Raw genomic sequence first — 18,666 nt, forward strand, 5'->3', positions numbered from 1 at the left:
TTATGAAGCAAACTCTACTAGCCACACTATTTTTCCTGGTTTTTCCGCTCCTTCTGTCAGCCCAGGATGCTATTTATACAGCTAATGGAAACCGGATCAGTGATGCACAGCTAACCGGTATCACTGAAGATAAAGTGAGCTTTACCGTTCAGCGGGACGGTAAAGCCAGTACGTTCAACTTTCAGCGTGCCAATGTTCTGTTTGCGTTTAGTCGTACCGGTAATTTTCTGGTAATAAATGACTTGAGCAGCGACCTGACAAAAGCCCAGCAACAGCTTAGCGAGTATTTATCAGCACCAGTCAGAGCGGGTGGTAGGGAGTATCTGATCAGGGCTGTTCCACTTACTGTTATTCCGGCCACTATTGCCTATGAGAGCGATGCTATTGTAAATTACAAAACCACTGAAGGTAAATCTGCATCCATTCCCAAGAGTGAGCTCGTAGGAATTCTTTATCAGGATGGACGTCATCAGTTGTTACGGGAAGCTGCCGAGATAGCCCCTTTATTAAAGGACATAGGCGGGCAAATAAAAGGCGAGACCCTGGCCGCAAAACCGCAGGCACCCACAGCCAGCTCTCCGGAGTCTCTGCCTACACCATCGCCCACCGCCCCGACCGCGTTGCCCACCGACGGCGCTGCAAAACCGGAAGCAGTTATCCCGCAGGCAAAAGTGGCAGATAAGCCATTGACGTCCGAATCGGCGACTGATGTCCGAAAGCCGGCATTGACCGAGGGTGAATACCAAGGCTATCGTAAAAAAGCATTGCAGAAGGTAGACGAATTCGTCTCGTATCTGAATATAATCACCGATAAAAAGCTGCCTACCTACGAAAAAGACAAGGCCATCGATCAGGCGGCCAGACTGTTTATGCCGGCGGCTACTATCGCTGTTACCTCAATCAGTAAACCCGGGGCTCGCCGTTACCCCATTCGGGACTACCTCAACCGACTTAAGCTCTTGCCTTACAGCTCCGCCCAGATCGAGTGGTCAGAGGTACAATATATAAAGGAACTGTCGCAGGCTGCCGACGGAAACTATTATGGAGTCATCACGGGCCAGCAAACATTTATCGGGTACGGCAGCCAGGATCAGGTACTCTATTCTGACGTAGTTCAGAAGAACGTACGGGTTAAACTCCAGTCATACGGATCCACGTCAGACGGGGTAAAAAGTGTAAAATGGGATGTATTGTTGGGTAGTATCGGCGTAGCGCAATAAATCACTACGAACGTGAGGAAGGCATTACTCGTGTGCTCATCTCTGCTGAGCGTGGTGGTACAGGCGCAGGTGCCGGAGTACGCTCCATGTCTGCGATTAGAGGGCGTTATCGTCGATTACAATACCCGCAAGGTGCTGCCCAGTGCCAATCTGTTCGTTAAACTGCCCGGGGGCCAGAAGAAGGTCAGTACTAGTTCGGCACAGGGGAAATTTTCTATGAACGCTCCCTGCGAAGCAACGGCTGTTGTAATAGAAAAACAGGGTTACCGTACGCAGGTGCTTCCTATCGCTAACACACAGGCAGATACCCACACTGTGGTCGTTGAGGTTCCATTGCTGGCGGTTGAGCAGCCAGGTAAGGACCGAATCTACTTGCAAACAGAACAGAAAGCGTATGTGCAGGCTAGCCGTGTAGCCGAAGTTAAACAAGTAGACAGCACGGAACAACACGCTGTTTTTACGTTGAGCGATGCAATTAGCAAGACACCGGTTGAAGGGAAGATCTGCTTTGTTTTTACGAAAACGGGTGAGCGTAATTGCCTGAAAACAGATAAAGCTGGTCAGGTAGCCATCAACTTTAGCCAGACTGACATCGTTGCCATTGACGCTACCGCACAAGACTATCAGCCCTACGCAGGAAACCTGCTCGTTGAATCACTTGGCGCATCAACTAAACAAATCATTCAGCTGCAACGCGAGCTGACTCTGCTGACCGTCTGGGCAGATAAAGCAGACCAAGGTGAGCTTCTAGGAAAGGGTGTCCGTATTCCGCTGAAGAAGGTAACAGGGCCCAGGGGGGACGTCTGGTTCAGTTCGTACCGAGCCAAGCCTGGTTCGTATACACTGATCATAAAGCAGCAGAGGCAGACTCGTAGTGAAGAGGTAAACGTCAGAAGTGGCTTGACTGTGCGGTATATAGACCCGTCGAAATCCACCGCTAAGCTGGGTATAAGAACCGTAGAAACGGGAATAAAACCCAACGCGGCTACGCCTGTATCGCTGCCTGCCCTGGTACTGCCGGATAGTATTCCGATGCTTTATTTTGAACAGGGTAGTTACCAGTTGCGGGCCGATTCGCAGGAAGTCTTAAAACAGGTAGCTCTGTATCTGAAGACGCATCCGCATTACCGCCTGCAGGTAACTGGGCATACGGATAATGTAGGTAACGAGCGCCTGAACGAAAGCCTGTCTGAATACCGGGCTGCGGTTGCCTTTACATTTCTGACCCGACAGGGTATTCCCGAAGATAAGTTAAACAAAGCCGGAGAGGGTAGTAGAAATCCGATTTCACCCAACGATACAGAAGCCAACAAAGCACTAAACCGGAGGGTAGCCCTAAAACTTATTACCAATCAATGAAGAAACTCAACGCAGCAGGCTATTCTTTATGGATCAGTGCCCTGGTGGCTGGTATAACCGGTTGTCATGAGGACCCTTTTTTGCCCAAGTCGGCCATCCCATTTGTCTGTCAGCTTAGTCAGTCAGTCACTATTGATGAAGACCTGCGGGATACGACTACCTATCAGTATAACTCATTTGGGAACGTGGAAAAGAGCACGTATCGCAGATGGATCAAGGGGCAATTAATGATGAGTACTGAGCATGTCTACGTATATACTGCTGATCATTACCTCACCTCTCAGGTGGAACAACTGATAAATCGTGACAACAGCGGCAGGCAAACAAAGCAAGTAAACGGCTATCTCTATACATACGAAGAAGGGCGGCTCCGGACGGTAAAAATCATTGATAACACAACGAACGTAACGCTTGGCTATCGGGACTATACCTACGATGGCGACAGGCTGAAGACATACACAGAAACCGATGCCAACCGGGCTATTACAAAGCGGTATACATACGACGATACTGGAGAACTGTCATCCTGCCAAGCGCCAGGTTCAGTCAGTTCGTATACCGTTAACAAGGGGAAAATTATAGCAGAAAGCCACTACGGTAATCCGGATAGTACTGACATACGCTATCAATTTGACAGTCGGGGGCAACTCGAAAAACAAACTATCTATTCCGGATTAAGCCGGGTACAGTATTCCTATACCTACGATAACAATCCCTACTGGTACCGGACGCAGTTAGGGCTGAGAGGCATTCCGGCGCTGGACTTAGGGGAGCACAGACCGCTACATAACCTAAAAACAAGGACGTACCAGCGCTACCAGAACGACAGGCTACTTGAGGAGCAAACCCTTGTCTACAGCCATGCGTACAACAAAAACGGCTATTCGCTGGGCTACGGCCGTAGCGACGGAGCCCGTCAGATCAATTACTACATCAACTGCCCATGAAAAACAGCATCTTCTATTTTTTACTGGGCGTCTCACTGATCGGTCTGCCAGCTATAGCCCAGGATAAATCGGCTAAAGTATACGTAGCCAAAGTCGGTAAAGGGGGGGCGTTGACGCCCCAGCAGATGAAGCGACGCAACGACGAGATCAAATTTCAGGCAACTACCCGAATCAGTAAAAACCTTGTTGACTTACTCAATACGCTCACCTTCGATGGGTTGGGCGATGCTGAACGTATTGCCTTGATGCAGAACAGCTTTTTACCCAGCCCGAACCAGATTTTTAGCGGAGATGACGTAGTTATTGAAGATGATATTGACCCCACCCATACATCGGCCGAGGGGGCGGTTGATGTAGATGTTGAAAAATACCTGCGCAACATGGACCTGTTCTACATCAAGTCCGACACGCTGACCATCGCCTTTTCTCAGCTAATTGTCTCTGATGTTCAGGAGGGAAAAGATTACCCGTATGTGAAAGTGTTTTTCACCCAGACCTTCAGGAGTAAAAACAAACAGGCTGACAGACCCTATCAACCCGTTCGGCGGGTGGCTGAGCTGAAAGCAGAAATTGTTGACGGTAAATGGCGAACGTTTATCACCCGTCTGGCCTTTCTGCGACCTGGTGAAGCACTCACTCAACTTACCAATCCAACAATCCTGCAATCTGCCGGACCAAAGAAACCCATTGATAGTAAAGAATTCAGCTTTCATAAAGCCGACAGCCCCGTTGACTCGCTAACGGTGAAGTGGGATAATCATTGGCTGAGTGTTGTCCGGTCAACAATCGATATGATCCCTACCGGTTACTACCAACGGGGTATAACGGCCAGCAAGAGCCAGGATAATATCAGCATAACCTTATCCCGAGAAGATCAGCAGCTTACGTTTCGCCGGATTGATGGATCAACAGTAGGGTTTACGCAGGCGAGGTCAATTGTGGGAAATGAGAAGTTGCGCCAGCGTAGCCGGCACCGGCTGTACGGCTGGCTTCAGGTGGCAACGGGGGTTGTATCGCTTGGCGCTAGCTATGCAGGCTATGCGTATCTCCAGAAGCAATATGATGCCTACGACCGTCAGGTGTCGGCGCTCAATGCTGACTATGCGATCTGGCAAACGCTCGCGCAGCGGCCCGATACCAGTCCGTTAGCAACTATGCCGTTTACGTCCTACGCCAGGCCTGGTATTTATGCTGTCTATGGCGGAGGGGCTATAGGCAGCAGCCTGCTCATCAATGGAATCAGATTGGTACTGAAAGCTAGAAAGTAACCAGGGATGCCTACGAATACCCAGGTAGAAAAAATACTCATCCATACTAATATGCAGCTAGTTGTAAAAACTTTGTGGGTAACAGCTCTACTAATCGTTGGTAGTGCTCTGCTGGCAAAGGGCCAGTCGTTGGCTTTGTACTACGGCGATCCGAATGGGAGGCCAGAGGATGCCTTCGATGGCAATGTATTCCGATCGGGTACGGAGTATGGCGATGCCAGTATATATGCGGTTCTGAGTAATGGAGCCCAATCCTTTCAGATAGCATCGCCCGGTGAGAACCTGACAAAAACCGTAACCTCTACCGGCTATTTTACAATCCGCCCAACGAGCAGCATCGTTATTGACCGGACCAGAATTCTCAACTTCACCGGCTCGGTGACGGGATCTGTTACCGTCAATGTCAAGACTCTGAGCATTTCAACCATCAGTGCCAACGTGGCTACAGAGGCAGTCCCCGGCTCAACGCTCACCATAACATACACGACCGGAGCCGGCACCTATCCTGTGGGGCTCGCTGCGGGTAGATTCAAAGCTCAGTTATTGGATGGCAACGGTATACTGTACGCTGATCTGTTAAATTCAGAAGACCAGTATACCGACGGCGAGAAATTTGGCTCCAGCCGGGGCGGTACCCGGTCTATTAAAGCAACCATTCCGGCCAGTGTGCCTCCTGGTACATACAGGGTTCGGGTTGTAACCCAGGGCCTGATCTCGAATGTGGTGGGTAGCGCCAGCGGCACGTTTGTAATCAGAAATAATACCCTTGGCATCACCGCCGGTACCCTGGCTTCAACGCCTGTTTGTGCCGGGAACACAGTATCATTTTCTTTTTCGACAACCGGTAGTTTTCCACAGGAAAACCAGTTCAGAGTTCGGCTGCTTACAATGAATGGTTCACTAGTACAGGACTTCCCCGAGACCAGTGCTACGTCGCCAGTCCGGGCTACAATTCCGGCTTCGCTGGCTGGTGGGTCGTATCAGTTTCTCGTCTTCAGTACGTCGACCTCTACCCTAAGTGCTCCCAATCCTATCAACATACGGGCCAGGCCAACGCTTACCTTGTCGGGGGGCGGTAGCATCAACGCAGGCGCCAAAGCAACGGTGCAGCTTACGTTTACAGGTACAGCACCCTGGTCAGTTGGCTTCGTTGATTACAGTCCTGACCTGGCGCCCACCTATGTACGAACGCTTTCTTTTTCCAACAGCATTGGTAGCATCAACCCGATGCTTTTTTCCAGTTCGACAATCGATCGCCAATCCATAAAAGAGTTTAGCGATAACGGATGTGGTACCAGCGATGCTATAACCGGCTCGGCATTCGTTTCAGTAGCGCCCATAACGGTGACGACCGGCAGCCTATCAGAAGCGTATTGTCCCGGTTCCGCTATATCTGTTCCATTTACCGTTAGCAGCCCATTGCCAGCCGACGCGGTATACCGGCTACAGATTTCGGATCGTAACGGCAACTTTCAGAATGCACAACTTATCGGTGCGGGCGCCCGTACCAGTCCTCTGAGTGCAACCATTCCTCAGTCGCTACCGGCTGGCACGGGGTATAAACTGCGTGTTGTGCTGCAGGAACCGACAGTGGCAGGCTCTGTTGATTACGCAAAAGCCACAAATCCAGTACCCGGATCACTGATTGTCAGCCGACCCAATGCCCCCGGTGTGACGGATATATCGTTCTGCCAGGGAGCTTCGCTGAGTCAGCTCACAGCTACCGGCACGTCGTTGACCTGGTATAGTAACGGAGGGGCTTCGCGGTTGGATGGGGCTCCGTTACCACCCAATGACCGATCGAGCCAGTATCAGGTAAGCCAGACCATAAACGGCTGCGAAAGTGCTTTGGCAACGATTACTATATCGATGAAAACGCTGCCTCCGGCGCCGACCGTAAGCAGCGTGGCCATATGCCAGGGCGGGTCAGGGCAATTCTCCACGTCGATTCCGGGGGCGTTGTGGTACACTTCCGGAGCCGGTGGTACCCCAAGCCCGCAGCCCCCGCTGCTGAATAGCCAAAACCCCGGTAGTCAGACTATCTATGTAAGTCAGACTATCAACGGGTGCGAAAGCCCCCGGGCAGCGGTGGTAGCTATCGTTTACCCAATTCCGCCTGCCCCCGCTGTTCAGAGACCTAGGGAGCTATGCCAGTATGCCACGGCGAGTCCACTCGCGGCTACCGGCCAAGACCTAACCTGGTATGATCAGTCCGGTAAACTGGCCGCAGTACCCGTACCCGAAACCTCCACGGCTGGTATTAAATCCTATTCGGTTACCCAGCGCATAAACGGTTGCGAGAGCCCCCGATCTCTCGTTGAACAGGTCGTGCGGGCTGCACCGGTCAATCCGGTTGCCGGTTCAATACGCCTTTGCGTTGGCGAAAATCCACGTTCGCTTACGGCTACCGGCGCTGACATCCGGTGGTACAGCAACGGCACGGGCGGCACGGGCTCGCCGGCTCCGCCAGGCTACTTTACTGACGTAGCCAATGTGTTTACATTCTATGTGACCCAGACTGATAACAACGGCTGCGAAAGCCAGCGTCAGCCTGTATCGGTATCTGTAGTTGCACCGCCTTCGGCCCCTACTGTTACGGCAAATCAGACGGTATGTCAGTTTGCCAGAGTAAATCCACTCTCTGCCATTCCTGCTACCGACTTAATCTGGCAGGGGCCGGGTATCATAGGAACCACCGGTGTGGCACCTACTCCTTCTACAACTGAACCCGCCACATTCACCTATTCAGTAGCCCAGCGGGCTGGGAGCTGCACAAGTGCCTATACCACCATCTTGTTTACAGTTCGGAAGACGCCCGAGGCTCCTAAAGTGAACTCGCCAGCTGCCTTCTGTATCGGACAGAGTAGCGCAACCCTTTCGGCAATAGGAGAGGGGCAGCTCCGCTGGTACACCAACGCCGGACGCATAGGGCCATCCTCGGCACAAGTACTGGTAAACACCCAACAGGCCAGTATAACAACCTACTACGTCACCCAAACGGATGCTTTCAACTGCGAGAGCCCTGGTAGCGCCCTAACCGTTCGGGTGTCTGCCAAAGCTACCGCCCTGCTGACCGGCGACGGCGTGATTTATGCCGGCGACAGTACGGCAATCCGGGTACGACTTACGGGCGACGGTCCCTGGTCGTTCACGAACTGGGAGGATAAAGCTATCAATACTAAAGACTCTGTATACGTAAAGTGGGAAAAACCAGTGAGTACCCGTACGTATACGATCACCAACTTAACTAGTGCCTGCGGAAAGGGAGATATCCTGAATAGCTATCGGCTAACGGTCATGACGCCCCTGTCAAATCAGGCTGCATTGGAACCGCTGGAGGTTAACGCGTACCCTAACCCAACTACGGGTAATGTAACCGTAAGCTGGAGAGCGGCTATGAAACAAGAGATACGACTGCAATTGATCAACGCCCAGGGGCAAATAATCAGGCAGGTAACCCGGCAGGGTAGTAGTGTGTCGCAAACGGAACCGTTTCCGCTTGACAGACAACCAGCCGGTACGTATATACTGCGCGTTAGTACGCCCAAAAATGGGACAGTCACACGCGTCATTGTCAGGCAATAAAGGCTCGGCTGTTTTTAATGCTGCCTGATTGTCATTGTAAAACGTAATTGCCAAATAAAACCTCCACAACTATGTTAAGCTTTAAGCAATTTGACTTCCCGCCCGGTCAGGATTTTGTCCCATCAAAAGAAACGAAAAATTTTTGGCTATACACAAAGAAAAGCAAGCGTACTTTTAGTGGGGTTGTACTTCCTGGTTTGTTTGAAACAGTCGGGTACCCTACACAAATGCTGGCTTTTTTTGCTATAATTATCCTTGAGATAGTACCAACAATTTATGGAATAGATCAAGGGGTTTTATGGCAGGCAATTCTTGCTGCTATTTTTATAGATATATTCCTCGCTGTAGTTTCTCATATATGGCACGATAGTATATGCCGCTATCGGAACGAATTGGTGAACACAGATGAGCCTGTGCTGAAAGAAGCGTTGAGAAGAAAGATAAATCGTTGTCTTTGGTATACATACTTTTTCTATGTTTTGATTTTATCATCAGGTATTCTGAAGTTCTATTTTTTTTATGACGCGTACATGACTCCAGATGCTATAGCTGGAGCAGTTTTGGTATGCTATTTACTAGGCGCTTTACTGCACGTAGCCTATACGGGTTATTTTTTATACACGTCCCGATTTAATTATAAAATTCAGTCAGAGTATAGTCGGTATGTATCATCTGGTGGTGTAAAATTTAAAGACCAAACTGGTAAAGTTGCACAACCTCTCTTTCTGGATGGTAATATATTTCAGGTAGAACCAACTTCTTCAGGCAATCATCATATTTTCCAGGATGAAAGCGGACGCCCTTTCTTGGAGACAAGTGGGGTGCTGACTGATAATGAACTAGCGAATCTGATTGTCAGACAGTCATACAATGTACAGGGGCTGGTAGCACGAGTCGGGTTGAAGCGTCAAATGGAAATTTTACAGACCAACTAACTTTTAACATGAAAAAATTTACAAATTTATTATTGCTGTGCCTTGTCGTAATGTTCATGTCTGATGGTTGCAAAGGTGATCGTACCGGACAGGGACCAGACAGAAGTGGGCTAAAGATTGTAATGGTGGATTCTCTGTCTGTCCAGGAAGAAGATGATGGCAGACGACTACCTGAAACTATCCGTGATTTATGTTCCGTGCTAATTTCAGAGACTAAAGACTGTGATCGAATTTTCATTCTCGATCCAGTGATTACACGCCTGGACTTGAATAAAACTTTCTCTCTCAAGACAGCCATAGAGAAGGGAGGGGCAAAGAATGTTGATAATCCTAAAGTTATTGGTAAACTCATACAAAAAAACTTTGACGAATTAGAGGTTCCTCGAGAGTTTACTACGCGTCAGGCTAGCAACATTAATGCGGGAGCTTTGATTGAAAAATTTTCAACGACTGAGTCTGTAAACGACTCAATTCTGATAGTCATTGAAAATTCTTCTACGGATAAATATCAGTTGAACGGAAAGCAGTATAAAGTATTTACGAGTATGGAAGAGGTACGAAATAAAATTGCATCTCTCCTTTGCCAGAACGATAAGACTAATTTTACTCTTTTTATTAACCCCCCACTGCTTAATACTGGTATTTCAATTTTACCGAAACCTGTCGAGCCAAAAGTATATTCTCCCAAATCCGCGTCTCCTCGTTTTACAAAAAGACGAATCAACTCAGGCGGAGGAGATCTGGTGATGGTAAAAGGTAGTGAAGGGTGTGATGTATGCACCCGTTACTACAGTGCGGTCGATAATGCAGGACGTGTACGGCAGATTACGGAGAAGAATTCAACGAACTGCTGCCCCTGTGGGAAGGATATCGTATTGCGAGGAAGAACCTACCGTATGAACTGCGATGATACAGGTGGTAACAGGCTTGAATCTGTAGATTAAAACATATAAGTAACTCCACACCAAACCCTTTTTCAACATGGATTTCAAAGATCAGATTAAACAGCTGGGCGACCGGGTTGCCCGGCTGAAAGATTCTATTCAAACTGAAGAAGCCACCAAAACAGCCCTGATTTTGCCCTTTCTGCAAACCCTCGGGTACGATGTATTTAACCCCCTGGAAATTGTACCAGAATTCATTAGTGACATCGGTACTAAAAAAGGCGAGAAGGTCGACTATGCGGTTATGCGGGAAAGCGCTGATGGCAAAACAGCAGAGCCTTGTATGCTGATCGAGTGTAAGCACTGGAAACAGGCGCTTACTCTGCATGACAATCAGCTACTACGTTATTTTCACGTTACGAAAGCCCGGTTTGGCGTGCTGACCAATGGTATCGTTTATCGGTTCTATACAGACCTGCAGGAGCCGAACAAAATGGACGAAGCGCCATTTCTGGAGGTCAACCTGCTGGATCTGCGCGATAATCAAATTGAGGAACTCAAGAAGTTTCACAAATCGTACTTCGACGTTGAAACGATTATCTCTACAGCCAGCGAACTGAAATATACCGGCGAGTTGAAAAACCTTATTCAGCAGGAAATGGCCAGTCCGTCTGATGCTTTAGTACGGCATTTCGCAAGGCAGGTCTACAGCGGAACGCTTACGGCCAAAATGATGGACTACTTCACGAATCTGGTTCGTAAGTCATTCCAGCACACCTTTTCCGACCAGATCACAGATCGCTTAAAAACAGCTCTGGGACAGGAAGAAATGACGGTTTCGCAGCCTGTTTCTTTGGAGATCGCTAGTACTGCTGCTTCTGATGAAAAGAAGGGCCCCGTGATTGTAACTACACAGGAAGAACTGGAAGGCTTTTATATTGTGAGAGCTATTCTTAGAAGTATAATCGATGTCAACCGAATCGTCCATCGAGATGCTCAGTCCTACTTCGCTATTCTGCTCGATGATAACAACCGTAAGCCAATTTGTCGGCTGCACCTGAACGGAATAAAAAAATCGATCACTGTATTTGACGAAAACAAGGCAGAACAACGTCATGAGATAAGCAGTATCAATGATATTTTTCTGCACAGCGACGCGCTGGTAAAGTCCCTGTCTGCTTATGAGAAGGCAACAGCCTGATCATCTTTATTGATTTCCACCCCAATACTCATCAGCCATGTTTCGATGGATCGTTGTTCTTGGCCTGCTTGTTTCTGTAAACCTGTCATTGGCACAGGTTCGCGTGCGTGGGTACTATCGGGAGAACGGCACCTACGTGCCTCCCCGTGAGCGTACTCGGCCAAATCATACTACTACCGATAACTACAGCTATCCGGGCAATTACAATCCGAATACAGGGCGTATTACGGGGAGTCCGTCATCAACCTCCTATGCAACGGCTCCAATCGTACCCGCCAGTCCTGTGTATTCGACCTCTGGTTCTACGAAAGAACCTATGCTTGTAAGACCAGTAGGCGATGGTGAACTATATGCCGAAACAGAAGCTAATGCTGCCCTAAGGGACAGGGCGAGTTATAAGGCTCCATCCATCTATGTGATTCCCAAAGGAGCCGTTGTTAAGATAGACTTGTACGACGACTATTATTATCGGGCTGAGGTCAATGGTCGTAGCGGTTATATATGTATTTGTCAGGTAAAGAAGACGTTCAGGAAGTTATGACCAGAGTAGTCTGACCTTGTCTATAGTCTGTTTGGGAAGCATGATGATACAATGCATCTCGTAGCCGATACAAACCAGATAGAACCGGCAAGCCGCCTGGTATTGCCAGCAAAAAAGCCGGTCCCAGCTGGGACCGGCTTTGGGCCATTCAGTATACAGACTATTACGCGAAACGCAGGAATCGTTTCATGCAGGAGTAGCAGATATAGTATTTGGTGGGTAAGTAGCCGAGAAACGTTCGGACAAGGGCAGGTCTGGGAATACGCTCGATCGAATGCGTTTCGCCACAGGCCGGACAACGGCTTTTGAAGACAGGGCGATAGTACAGCAACGGCAATACGAAGACCGCCAATGCGACCGCACCGGCTAAAAAGATAAGACTCATAAGGTGAATAGTGTTTGAGGAAGAACTAGACAAATATAAGTTTTATAATCGGCTGATATGTAATGTATTGATTAATATTCTTTGAATATTATAAACATATTAGCTAATAATTCACATGTAGTTACATGTAAATCAAATCTTACCTGGTTGTAGGTTATACTTAGCAGGGAAGGTGGTTATTATTACTCAACTTAGCACATATAGTATATATTGATATGGGTGGGTTGTATGTGAATAAGGCTATCGGAACAGCTACGAAACCAGGTTGAAAAAATGTTTGCTACGGTGTTCCATGAGCCAGTACCCGATCAGCACCGACCGGGTACCGGCTTATGGATGCGCACCTGTCGGCATCAGTGTAACACAGCGGGTAAGATGAAATCTTCCATCATTCGGTCTACCTGCGGGTGCGCGTAGGGGGCGTTGTAAGCAGTGGCGGTCACGACCACGACCAGCGGCAGATCGGTGAACACGTAGATTTTATTACCCCCGTTTCCGGTGCAGTAGTACGTTTCGTAGGACTTCCCCCCGACTGTGAAGGTCCGGTTCCAGAACAGATACCCGTAATACTCGTTGGTTCGACCGGGAATCACCTTCCGCTTGGTAAAGGTTTTGGAGACCCACTCGGCGGGTAGGAGCTGCTGGCCATTCCACCGGCCGCCGTTTTTGTATAGCTGACCGTACTTGGCAAAGTCGAGCGCGTTCATCTGAATACCACCCGCCGTGTTAACTACCTGCTGGGGCGTGTATTGCCAGCTGTACTCCCGAATGCCCAGGGGCGAGAACAGCTTTTGCTTCGAATAACGATCCAGGCCGCCCGGTACTGCTTTGTGCAGCACGTCGCCCAAGACCACTACCCCGGCTGTGAAATAATGCCAGTCGCCCCGAAATTTCGATGGGGTGACGGGCAGGTCGAGCGCAAACTTCACCCAGTTGGGCGTCGGGTACATGTTCTCTTCGTTTCCCGGTGAGTCCATCTCGTTATCGTCGCCGTCGAAAGCGGAACTCATCGTGAGCAGGTCGGCAAGGGTGGTGCGGGCCTTGTCGGTCGAATAATGCTGGTAGGCTTTCAGATCGTAAAAGTCGGACAGGGGCTGCTGTTCATGTGTCAGGTGTCCTTCGCCGAGTGCCATTCCGGTAAGGGTCGAAGCAAAGGACTTTCCCACCGAACGGACATCGTGCCGGGTGGTTCGGCTGGCTCCGTTGAAGTACTCCTCGAGCAGGAGTTTCCCGTTCTTTAGGACAACGACGCTGGTAATATGCCGGAATACGCCTGCCTCGATGTTTGCCTTCAGGATTTTGATGCGACGCGTATCCAGCGAGTCGGTGGCTACCGGGAGCCCGGCATAGGGTTTTGGTACGGCCAGCCGGATGCGCGTCAGATCTATAACCGGCTTTCGTTTCACGAGCAGAGTCAGTTCGCCAGTAGCTATCGGCTCGCCTGTTTTCACGCCGACCAGGTTTACATACGGACTGATCACCAGCCTAAACTGGTGCCTGCCGTCGGACAAGGCACTGTCTCCGCCGTTCTGCATAAACCGGTTCCAGGCCGACTGGCTCCACCATCGGCCTTCGCGTTCGTTATCGACCAGGGGTTTGCTCAGGATCGTTTGCTCATTTTTTATCCGGGCATAGGGCGCCCCCGGGTGCAGGTTGGTCTGGTAGATGAGCCGGTTATCGACGTAGAAGGCAAACTGGTAGTTTCCTACTTTGGTGAGTGAGTCCGCGCTGAGGGTAGGGGCCAGCGGATGCAGGTAGTTGGTCAGGGAACTGGCCATGAAAACCGTCATGAACAGATTGCTCCGGTTGGTCAGCTCGTGGGTTTTCAGAAAGTCCACTGGTTTCAGGGCCGCGACCGGGATGTCGGTCGCCGTAAAAACGATCGTGCCCACTTGAGCCTGATGAAGCCCTGAGCTAATTCCCTGATCGTTGACAAATGAACCCGGCTGGGCCTGGGAGCCCCAGTAAGTAAGCAGAAATAAAGGCAGTAGCCAACTGTATCGACCCGACATAGTGCGTTGTGAGGATAAATAATGCCCCAAAGGTGGCCACACCGGCCGTCTGGAAATAGAACAGAATTAACCTGCCCGGCTTAGCGTACCCAAAGCTTTCGGTACTGGAAGGGTGTAAGCCTGTACTGTTGCCGGAACGACCGGATAAAATGACTCTGATCGGAAAACCCGCAGGCCAGCGCTATGTCGGTCAGGGAACGGCCCGGTCTGAGCAGCAGAGGCATCGCCTGTTGAAGTCGGATCATACGCAGGTAGTCCCCAAAATGGCACTGGAAGTAACGGGGAAACTGGCGACAGAGGTAAACGGGATGTAGACCTGTCTGGGTTGCCAGCTGCGCCAGTGTCCACGGTTCATGGGGAGCGTCGTGGAGTAAATCCCGGAGCTGACCCACCCAGGCCGGTTTCTGGCGGTCGAGCCTGACCGGAGCTGAGTTGATCTCGCTGAGAAGCTGCACCAGCAACGCATCAACAGTCAGCTTTTCGTGACCGTCCTGCAACTTTGTTTCCGTAACGATGCTGTACATGAGCGCTTTCAACCCCGGATCGGGCAGGTTGAGGCTTCCCTGCAAACGGGCCGTATCCAGCCCGTAGGCGTTGAACCAGTCGGGCGTGATTTCGACATGGAAGCCGCGCGTGTACCCTTTGGGCTTGGTATTGTAGTGGGCCTCCTGCCAGTGGTGAAATAGCAGGCTCCCGGCGGTGCAGTGGTAGGTGTCGGTACGGTTGCCTTCCAGCACCCGACCCGCCAAAACAAAGGTGAAGTAGGCGTTTTCGTGATAATGCCAGTCGACCCGATCGTGGGTGTATTCCGTATCGGTCAGCGTCAGGCCCCCCAGCGTCACCAGCTGGTTGGTCAGGCCGTAATACTGTCCATTCCGCAACGCGTTCATAGAAGACTGACAGGGAAATAGGATCGAATACGCCCCATTGTCGCTGCTAAGGTACACCGAACGGACTAATAACCACAGTTTCGGAAGACAACCCGACCGACGAACAACCCATGCCGTACTCAATAAGGTTAATAAGGTGCTGCCCGCACAACGTCCTTTGTTGGCAAACGCGGCAGGGGGCGTTGCGCGGGCAGTAGTAGCCTGAAGAAATAGCCGAATTCAAGCCCACAACTGGTTGGCTGCTGTCAGGATGATTGGCTCTTTATCCGTCACGACGATGGTTTGCTCGTGCTGTACGGCCAGACTATTCCTGGCGATGAGTGTCCAGCCATCGCCTTTCTCGTGGGCATACGACGCTTTGGTGGATAAAAACGTCTCAATCGCTACTACGGAATCCTTTTTGAAATGCGCTTTATTGGACCGGTCATAATAGCACAGGATTTCGTGGGGCTCTTCGTGCAGGCTCCGGCCGATGCCGTGCCCGGACAGGTTCTTGATAACCCGGTATCCGCTTCGTTTCGCTTCCGTTTCGATCAAGCGACCAATCTCAGCGATCCGCACCCCACCCCGGATCCGGCTAATGGCTTTAGCCAGAATCCGTTTGGAGGCTTCGACCAGCTTACCGTGCTGATGAATATCCCGCCCCAGGACAAACGAGCCACCATTGTCAGACCAGTACCCATTTAGCTCGGCTGATACATCGATATTGACCAGATCCCCTTCCTGAAGAATCCGTTTGGCAGACGGAATACCGTGACAGACTTCATCGTTCAAACTGATACAGGTCCAGCCCGGAAAGCCGTAGGTCAGTTTCGGTGCCGAACGCGCCCCGTACGATTCCAGCAGTTGCCGCCCGTAGCGGTCCAGCTCCAGCGTCGACATGCCCGGCTGGGCGTACTCCTGCATGCGTTTAAGCGTTGAGCCAACCACCTGGCTAATCTGCTGCATGCCTACCCATTCTTCCTCGGAGGTCAATGACATAACGTTCGGTTAAAGAGTCAATTTCTGGCGAAAGTAAGCCCTGCAGACCGTTTTCACACCAGGCAAAAAACGCCGAGGCATCAGTAAGGCCGATCAGCCATGGGTCAGACCAAGATGACATCGTCACCTAACAGACATGGACATTAGCGTCAGAATTCCGCTGTTGTGCTCCTCATGGCGGATCGCTGAAAGTATACCCGAAGGTCTGCGCTTAATTTATAGCGTTAGTCCAGGCTATAAAGGCTCATACTGTTGTGTGATAGTTACTGGTGTAAACGGCCTTGCGCCAGTAGGTTAGTTCAGGTCTTTTTCAGAGTATAAACAAATGTAAACAGCCGGCCCATAACTTACGGTGTTGGTTGACATAAGCCAGTACCCCTGCTGAGAGTATTCATCGAGTTTCGTTTGTACTTCGGCTTGGGAATCGTTCAGAATATGCCTGGAATTGAGCGTAAGATTGGAATAAAAGATCAGGCCTTTGACTTTGTAACTTTTCATAAATACGGGTTTAGTCTACATGTCAACTTGTCTCCAGCCCGCCCACTTGAGTTCGACGCATCGACAGCGTAGGGCTTCATAATCTGTTTGTTTATAGAAACCAATCTATATGTCAATCCTATACATTTACGGACTTACGCACGCGTTCCAGGCCCGTGAACGCCGGAGGACTTACTATAATCGAAGAGATTAGTCATACCTGATGAACGTTGGGTATTGCCTGATAAACTTTCCAAAGGCCCAAAGTGCCTGGTCGGTGGTTTGGCTATTGTCGGTCGTAGCGGCCACAATCTGATTGAAAAACGGCAGGTAGCTTTCATGGTACAAACGCATGCGGTTTGCTTTGCCGAAAGGCAATTCACAGGGTCGGCCCGTGGTCAGGTACCGGTAAGCCCGGTAAACGTGCTGGTCGAAGATAGGAAATGTAGCGGGTTGCAGGATGTGCAACAGAAAGGCTTGCCAGATAGCGGATAAGTCGGAAAAATGCTCCTCAAACGTTGTCAATGAAAAGTCTTTCCGGAGTTGATGGAGCAGTTGTTCTTTAGAAACAATATCCTGCTCAACACGTAGCTGTTTGGCACGGCTCAAATTCATGCCATTCTTCCAGGCAAAAAGCCACGCAGTGTCATTTACCGTTAATTGGTCCTGCTGAATCAAACGGCCGTACTCCTCTAAATCAGGGTATGCATACAGCCGACTCCAGGAGCTGATATAGCGTGACCAATCGGATGTTTGGTCTGTGCTGAGTACCCATAAAAAAGTTGTAGAAGGATGCAGTATGGGCATGGATTAGGGAACAGAAAGTACGGGTCGTGTGGCTGTTGTCAGGATGTGCTAGTGTGTTGCTTCAATTGCTGGCAGAACTCCTCAAATGACAATAAACCAAGTTTAGGAAATGGAACATCGGGAATATGCCGAAAATGGCCATCGTTTGTAACGATATAATCGGCGTTTCCAATTACGGCAGCATCGGTAAATTTATTGTCGTCGGGATCATTCGGGATGAGCATAAACCGAAACGCCGGTTCTACCCGAACCACAGTTGGAAAGTTATCGAGGGCCAATAAGGTTCGTTCGGCAAATACGGCAGAGTACTGGCGTTCCAGCAATTCGGCATACTCGTCCAGAATTTCAGTCGACACCACCAACTCAAACTGGCCAGCGCGTAGGGCGTCATACACCCAGCGGTAGGCAGAGAAGTACGGCGTAATAACCAGCATAATGTTGGTATCGAGCAGTACCCTCATTGCGTTTTGTAGGGAGTACGCAGGTGCGTGTTCAGCAAAGCATCCAGATCGGCCTGTGTGGTTGGCTTTTGCTGTTGCAGGCTAGCCATCTCCTCATCGGCTTTCTGGACAAAATAGTCGGCCAGTAAACGCTTGATGTCAGTCAGTTCGTTCTGACTTAAATCGTGGGAAAACAATTGCAGCAGGTGCAGTTGTACCGGATTAAGTTTTGTCGTTGTCATAACTGATATAATCGTATTTACCAAAGTTATAGAATCTCCTGAATCATGCCGCTGTTTTGTGTTCTAATGCCAGAATGGCGGCTTTTATCTCGGCAAGTGAGCGGGGTGCTTTGTATTCGTAGAAATACCGGATAAAGTTTATTTCGTAACCCACTATACCCACTTCGCCATCACTCTCATCGCGTTTTTTGGCATCAATCCAGGCATCGGGCACATGGGGCTGCACCTCACGAGCAAAGTAGTCATCAATATCTTCGAGGAGCGATACATTCTCAAATCATGCAGATTAGCATCAGCATCACAGTGCGAAGGGTACCCAATCTTTTCTAACTTCAACGGCTTCTGGATCGATTTTACAGCATAGATCCACAAATGCACTGTTTCTTAACGCTAGGCTTTTGATTAGCAGGAAAATAAGATTTGAATTTTAAGCCGGTTACTGGCATTTTCACCAATTGGGGACACAACATTGGCTTTATGTAATAAAAAATC

General features: G+C 49.8%; 16 protein-coding genes. 8 read left to right on the plus strand and 8 right to left on the minus strand.

Annotated features, from left to right (window positions below; all coding sequences use genetic code 11):
* Positions 1-2: 2 nt before the first annotated feature.
* The 8 genes from FBR45_RS19720 (at position 3) to FBR45_RS19755 (ending at position 11,399) form a co-directional block, all read left to right on the plus strand.
* Entirely contained in the window at positions 3-1,220 is a 1,218-nt protein-coding gene (locus tag FBR45_RS19720; protein WP_138505493.1) for a hypothetical protein, read from the plus strand.
* 12 nt (positions 1,221-1,232) lie between these two features.
* A complete protein-coding gene (locus tag FBR45_RS19725; RefSeq protein ID WP_138505495.1) occupies positions 1,233-2,579 on the plus strand; it encodes an OmpA family protein in 1,347 nt (448 codons plus the stop codon).
* On the plus strand, positions 2,576-3,526 hold the full coding sequence (locus FBR45_RS19730) for a hypothetical protein (RefSeq protein WP_138505497.1): 951 nt from the start codon (positions 2,576-2,578) through the stop codon (positions 3,524-3,526). The genes FBR45_RS19725 and FBR45_RS19730 overlap by 4 nt, the downstream gene beginning before the upstream one ends.
* Positions 3,523-4,794 (plus strand): hypothetical protein, encoded by a 1,272-nt coding sequence (locus FBR45_RS19735; RefSeq protein ID WP_138505499.1) that lies wholly within the window; start codon positions 3,523-3,525, stop codon positions 4,792-4,794. The genes FBR45_RS19730 and FBR45_RS19735 overlap by 4 nt, the downstream gene beginning before the upstream one ends.
* Before the next feature lie 51 nt (positions 4,795-4,845).
* On the plus strand, positions 4,846-8,379 hold the full coding sequence (locus FBR45_RS19740) for an Ig-like domain-containing protein (RefSeq protein WP_171044924.1): 3,534 nt from the start codon (positions 4,846-4,848) through the stop codon (positions 8,377-8,379).
* Positions 8,380-8,450: 71 nt separating this feature from the next.
* Positions 8,451-9,314 (plus strand): hypothetical protein, encoded by an 864-nt coding sequence (locus FBR45_RS19745; protein WP_138505502.1) that lies wholly within the window; start codon positions 8,451-8,453, stop codon positions 9,312-9,314.
* An 8-nt stretch (positions 9,315-9,322) separates the two neighbouring features.
* Positions 9,323-10,258, plus strand: coding sequence for a hypothetical protein (locus FBR45_RS19750; protein ID WP_138505504.1), 936 nt, complete (start codon positions 9,323-9,325; stop codon positions 10,256-10,258).
* Positions 10,259-10,295: 37 nt separating this feature from the next.
* On the plus strand, positions 10,296-11,399 hold the full coding sequence (locus tag FBR45_RS19755; protein ID WP_138505506.1) for a type I restriction enzyme HsdR N-terminal domain-containing protein: 1,104 nt from the start codon (positions 10,296-10,298) through the stop codon (positions 11,397-11,399).
* Positions 11,400-12,103: 704 nt separating this feature from the next.
* On the opposite strand, the gene FBR45_RS19760 is transcribed toward FBR45_RS19755, so the two are convergent.
* The 8 genes from FBR45_RS19760 to FBR45_RS19800 all read right to left on the minus strand — a co-directional run bounded on the left by FBR45_RS19760 (position 12,104) and on the right by FBR45_RS19800 (position 18,400).
* Positions 12,104-12,325, minus strand: coding sequence for a hypothetical protein (locus tag FBR45_RS19760; RefSeq protein WP_138505508.1), 222 nt, complete (start codon positions 12,323-12,325; stop codon positions 12,104-12,106).
* 353 nt (positions 12,326-12,678) lie between these two features.
* On the minus strand, positions 12,679-14,337 hold the full coding sequence (locus tag FBR45_RS19765; protein WP_138505510.1) for a serine hydrolase domain-containing protein: 1,659 nt from the start codon (positions 14,335-14,337) through the stop codon (positions 12,679-12,681).
* Between the two features lie 80 nt (positions 14,338-14,417).
* Positions 14,418-15,227: a helix-turn-helix transcriptional regulator gene (locus FBR45_RS19770; RefSeq protein WP_138505512.1), complete on the minus strand. Its 810-nt coding sequence runs from the start codon at positions 15,225-15,227 to the stop codon at positions 14,418-14,420.
* Positions 15,228-15,446: 219 nt separating this feature from the next.
* Complete coding sequence (gene map / locus FBR45_RS19775; protein ID WP_138505514.1) at positions 15,447-16,208, minus strand: type I methionyl aminopeptidase; 762 nt, start codon at positions 16,206-16,208, stop codon at positions 15,447-15,449.
* Between the two features lie 687 nt (positions 16,209-16,895).
* Positions 16,896-17,300 (minus strand): hypothetical protein, encoded by a 405-nt coding sequence (locus FBR45_RS19785; protein WP_138505518.1) that lies wholly within the window; start codon positions 17,298-17,300, stop codon positions 16,896-16,898.
* Positions 17,301-17,530: 230 nt separating this feature from the next.
* Complete coding sequence (locus FBR45_RS19790) at positions 17,531-17,953, minus strand: putative toxin-antitoxin system toxin component, PIN family (protein WP_138505520.1); 423 nt, start codon at positions 17,951-17,953, stop codon at positions 17,531-17,533.
* Positions 17,950-18,174, minus strand: a complete 225-nt coding sequence (locus FBR45_RS19795) for a hypothetical protein (protein ID WP_138505522.1) — start codon at positions 18,172-18,174, stop codon at positions 17,950-17,952. Before FBR45_RS19795 ends, FBR45_RS19790 begins: the two co-directional genes overlap by 4 nt.
* A gap of 43 nt (positions 18,175-18,217) precedes the next feature.
* Positions 18,218-18,400, minus strand: a complete 183-nt coding sequence (locus FBR45_RS19800; RefSeq protein WP_212748640.1) for a hypothetical protein — start codon at positions 18,398-18,400, stop codon at positions 18,218-18,220.
* Between the last annotated feature and the right edge of the window lie 266 nt (positions 18,401-18,666).

It is taken from the genome of Spirosoma lacussanchae, assembly GCF_005870035.1.
Classification (GTDB): Bacteria; Bacteroidota; Bacteroidia; order Cytophagales; family Spirosomataceae; genus Spirosoma; species Spirosoma lacussanchae.

Bases quoted from the DNA above. Each gene is read 5' to 3' on its own strand.
- FBR45_RS19795 (WP_138505522.1), bottom strand. From the start codon at position 18,174: ATGACAACGACAAAACTTAATCCGGTACAACTGCACCTGCTGCAATTG.
- FBR45_RS19745 (WP_138505502.1), top strand. From the start codon at position 8,451: ATGTTAAGCTTTAAGCAATTTGACTTCCCGCCCGGTCAGGATTTTGTC.
- FBR45_RS19765 (WP_138505510.1), bottom strand. From the start codon at position 14,337: ATGTCGGGTCGATACAGTTGGCTACTGCCTTTATTTCTGCTTACTTAC.
- FBR45_RS19755 (WP_138505506.1), top strand. From the start codon at position 10,296: ATGGATTTCAAAGATCAGATTAAACAGCTGGGCGACCGGGTTGCCCGG.
- FBR45_RS19740 (WP_171044924.1), top strand. From the start codon at position 4,846: ATGCAGCTAGTTGTAAAAACTTTGTGGGTAACAGCTCTACTAATCGTT.
- FBR45_RS19750 (WP_138505504.1), top strand. From the start codon at position 9,323: ATGAAAAAATTTACAAATTTATTATTGCTGTGCCTTGTCGTAATGTTC.
- FBR45_RS19770 (WP_138505512.1), bottom strand. From the start codon at position 15,227: ATGAACGCGTTGCGGAATGGACAGTATTACGGCCTGACCAACCAGCTG.
- FBR45_RS19735 (WP_138505499.1), top strand. From the start codon at position 3,523: ATGAAAAACAGCATCTTCTATTTTTTACTGGGCGTCTCACTGATCGGT.
- FBR45_RS19720 (WP_138505493.1), top strand. From the start codon at position 3: ATGAAGCAAACTCTACTAGCCACACTATTTTTCCTGGTTTTTCCGCTC.
- FBR45_RS19760 (WP_138505508.1), bottom strand. From the start codon at position 12,325: ATGAGTCTTATCTTTTTAGCCGGTGCGGTCGCATTGGCGGTCTTCGTA.
- FBR45_RS19730 (WP_138505497.1), top strand. From the start codon at position 2,576: ATGAAGAAACTCAACGCAGCAGGCTATTCTTTATGGATCAGTGCCCTG.
- map (WP_138505514.1), bottom strand. From the start codon at position 16,208: ATGTCATTGACCTCCGAGGAAGAATGGGTAGGCATGCAGCAGATTAGC.
- FBR45_RS19790 (WP_138505520.1), bottom strand. From the start codon at position 17,953: ATGAGGGTACTGCTCGATACCAACATTATGCTGGTTATTACGCCGTAC.
- FBR45_RS19785 (WP_138505518.1), bottom strand. From the start codon at position 17,300: ATGAATTTGAGCCGTGCCAAACAGCTACGTGTTGAGCAGGATATTGTT.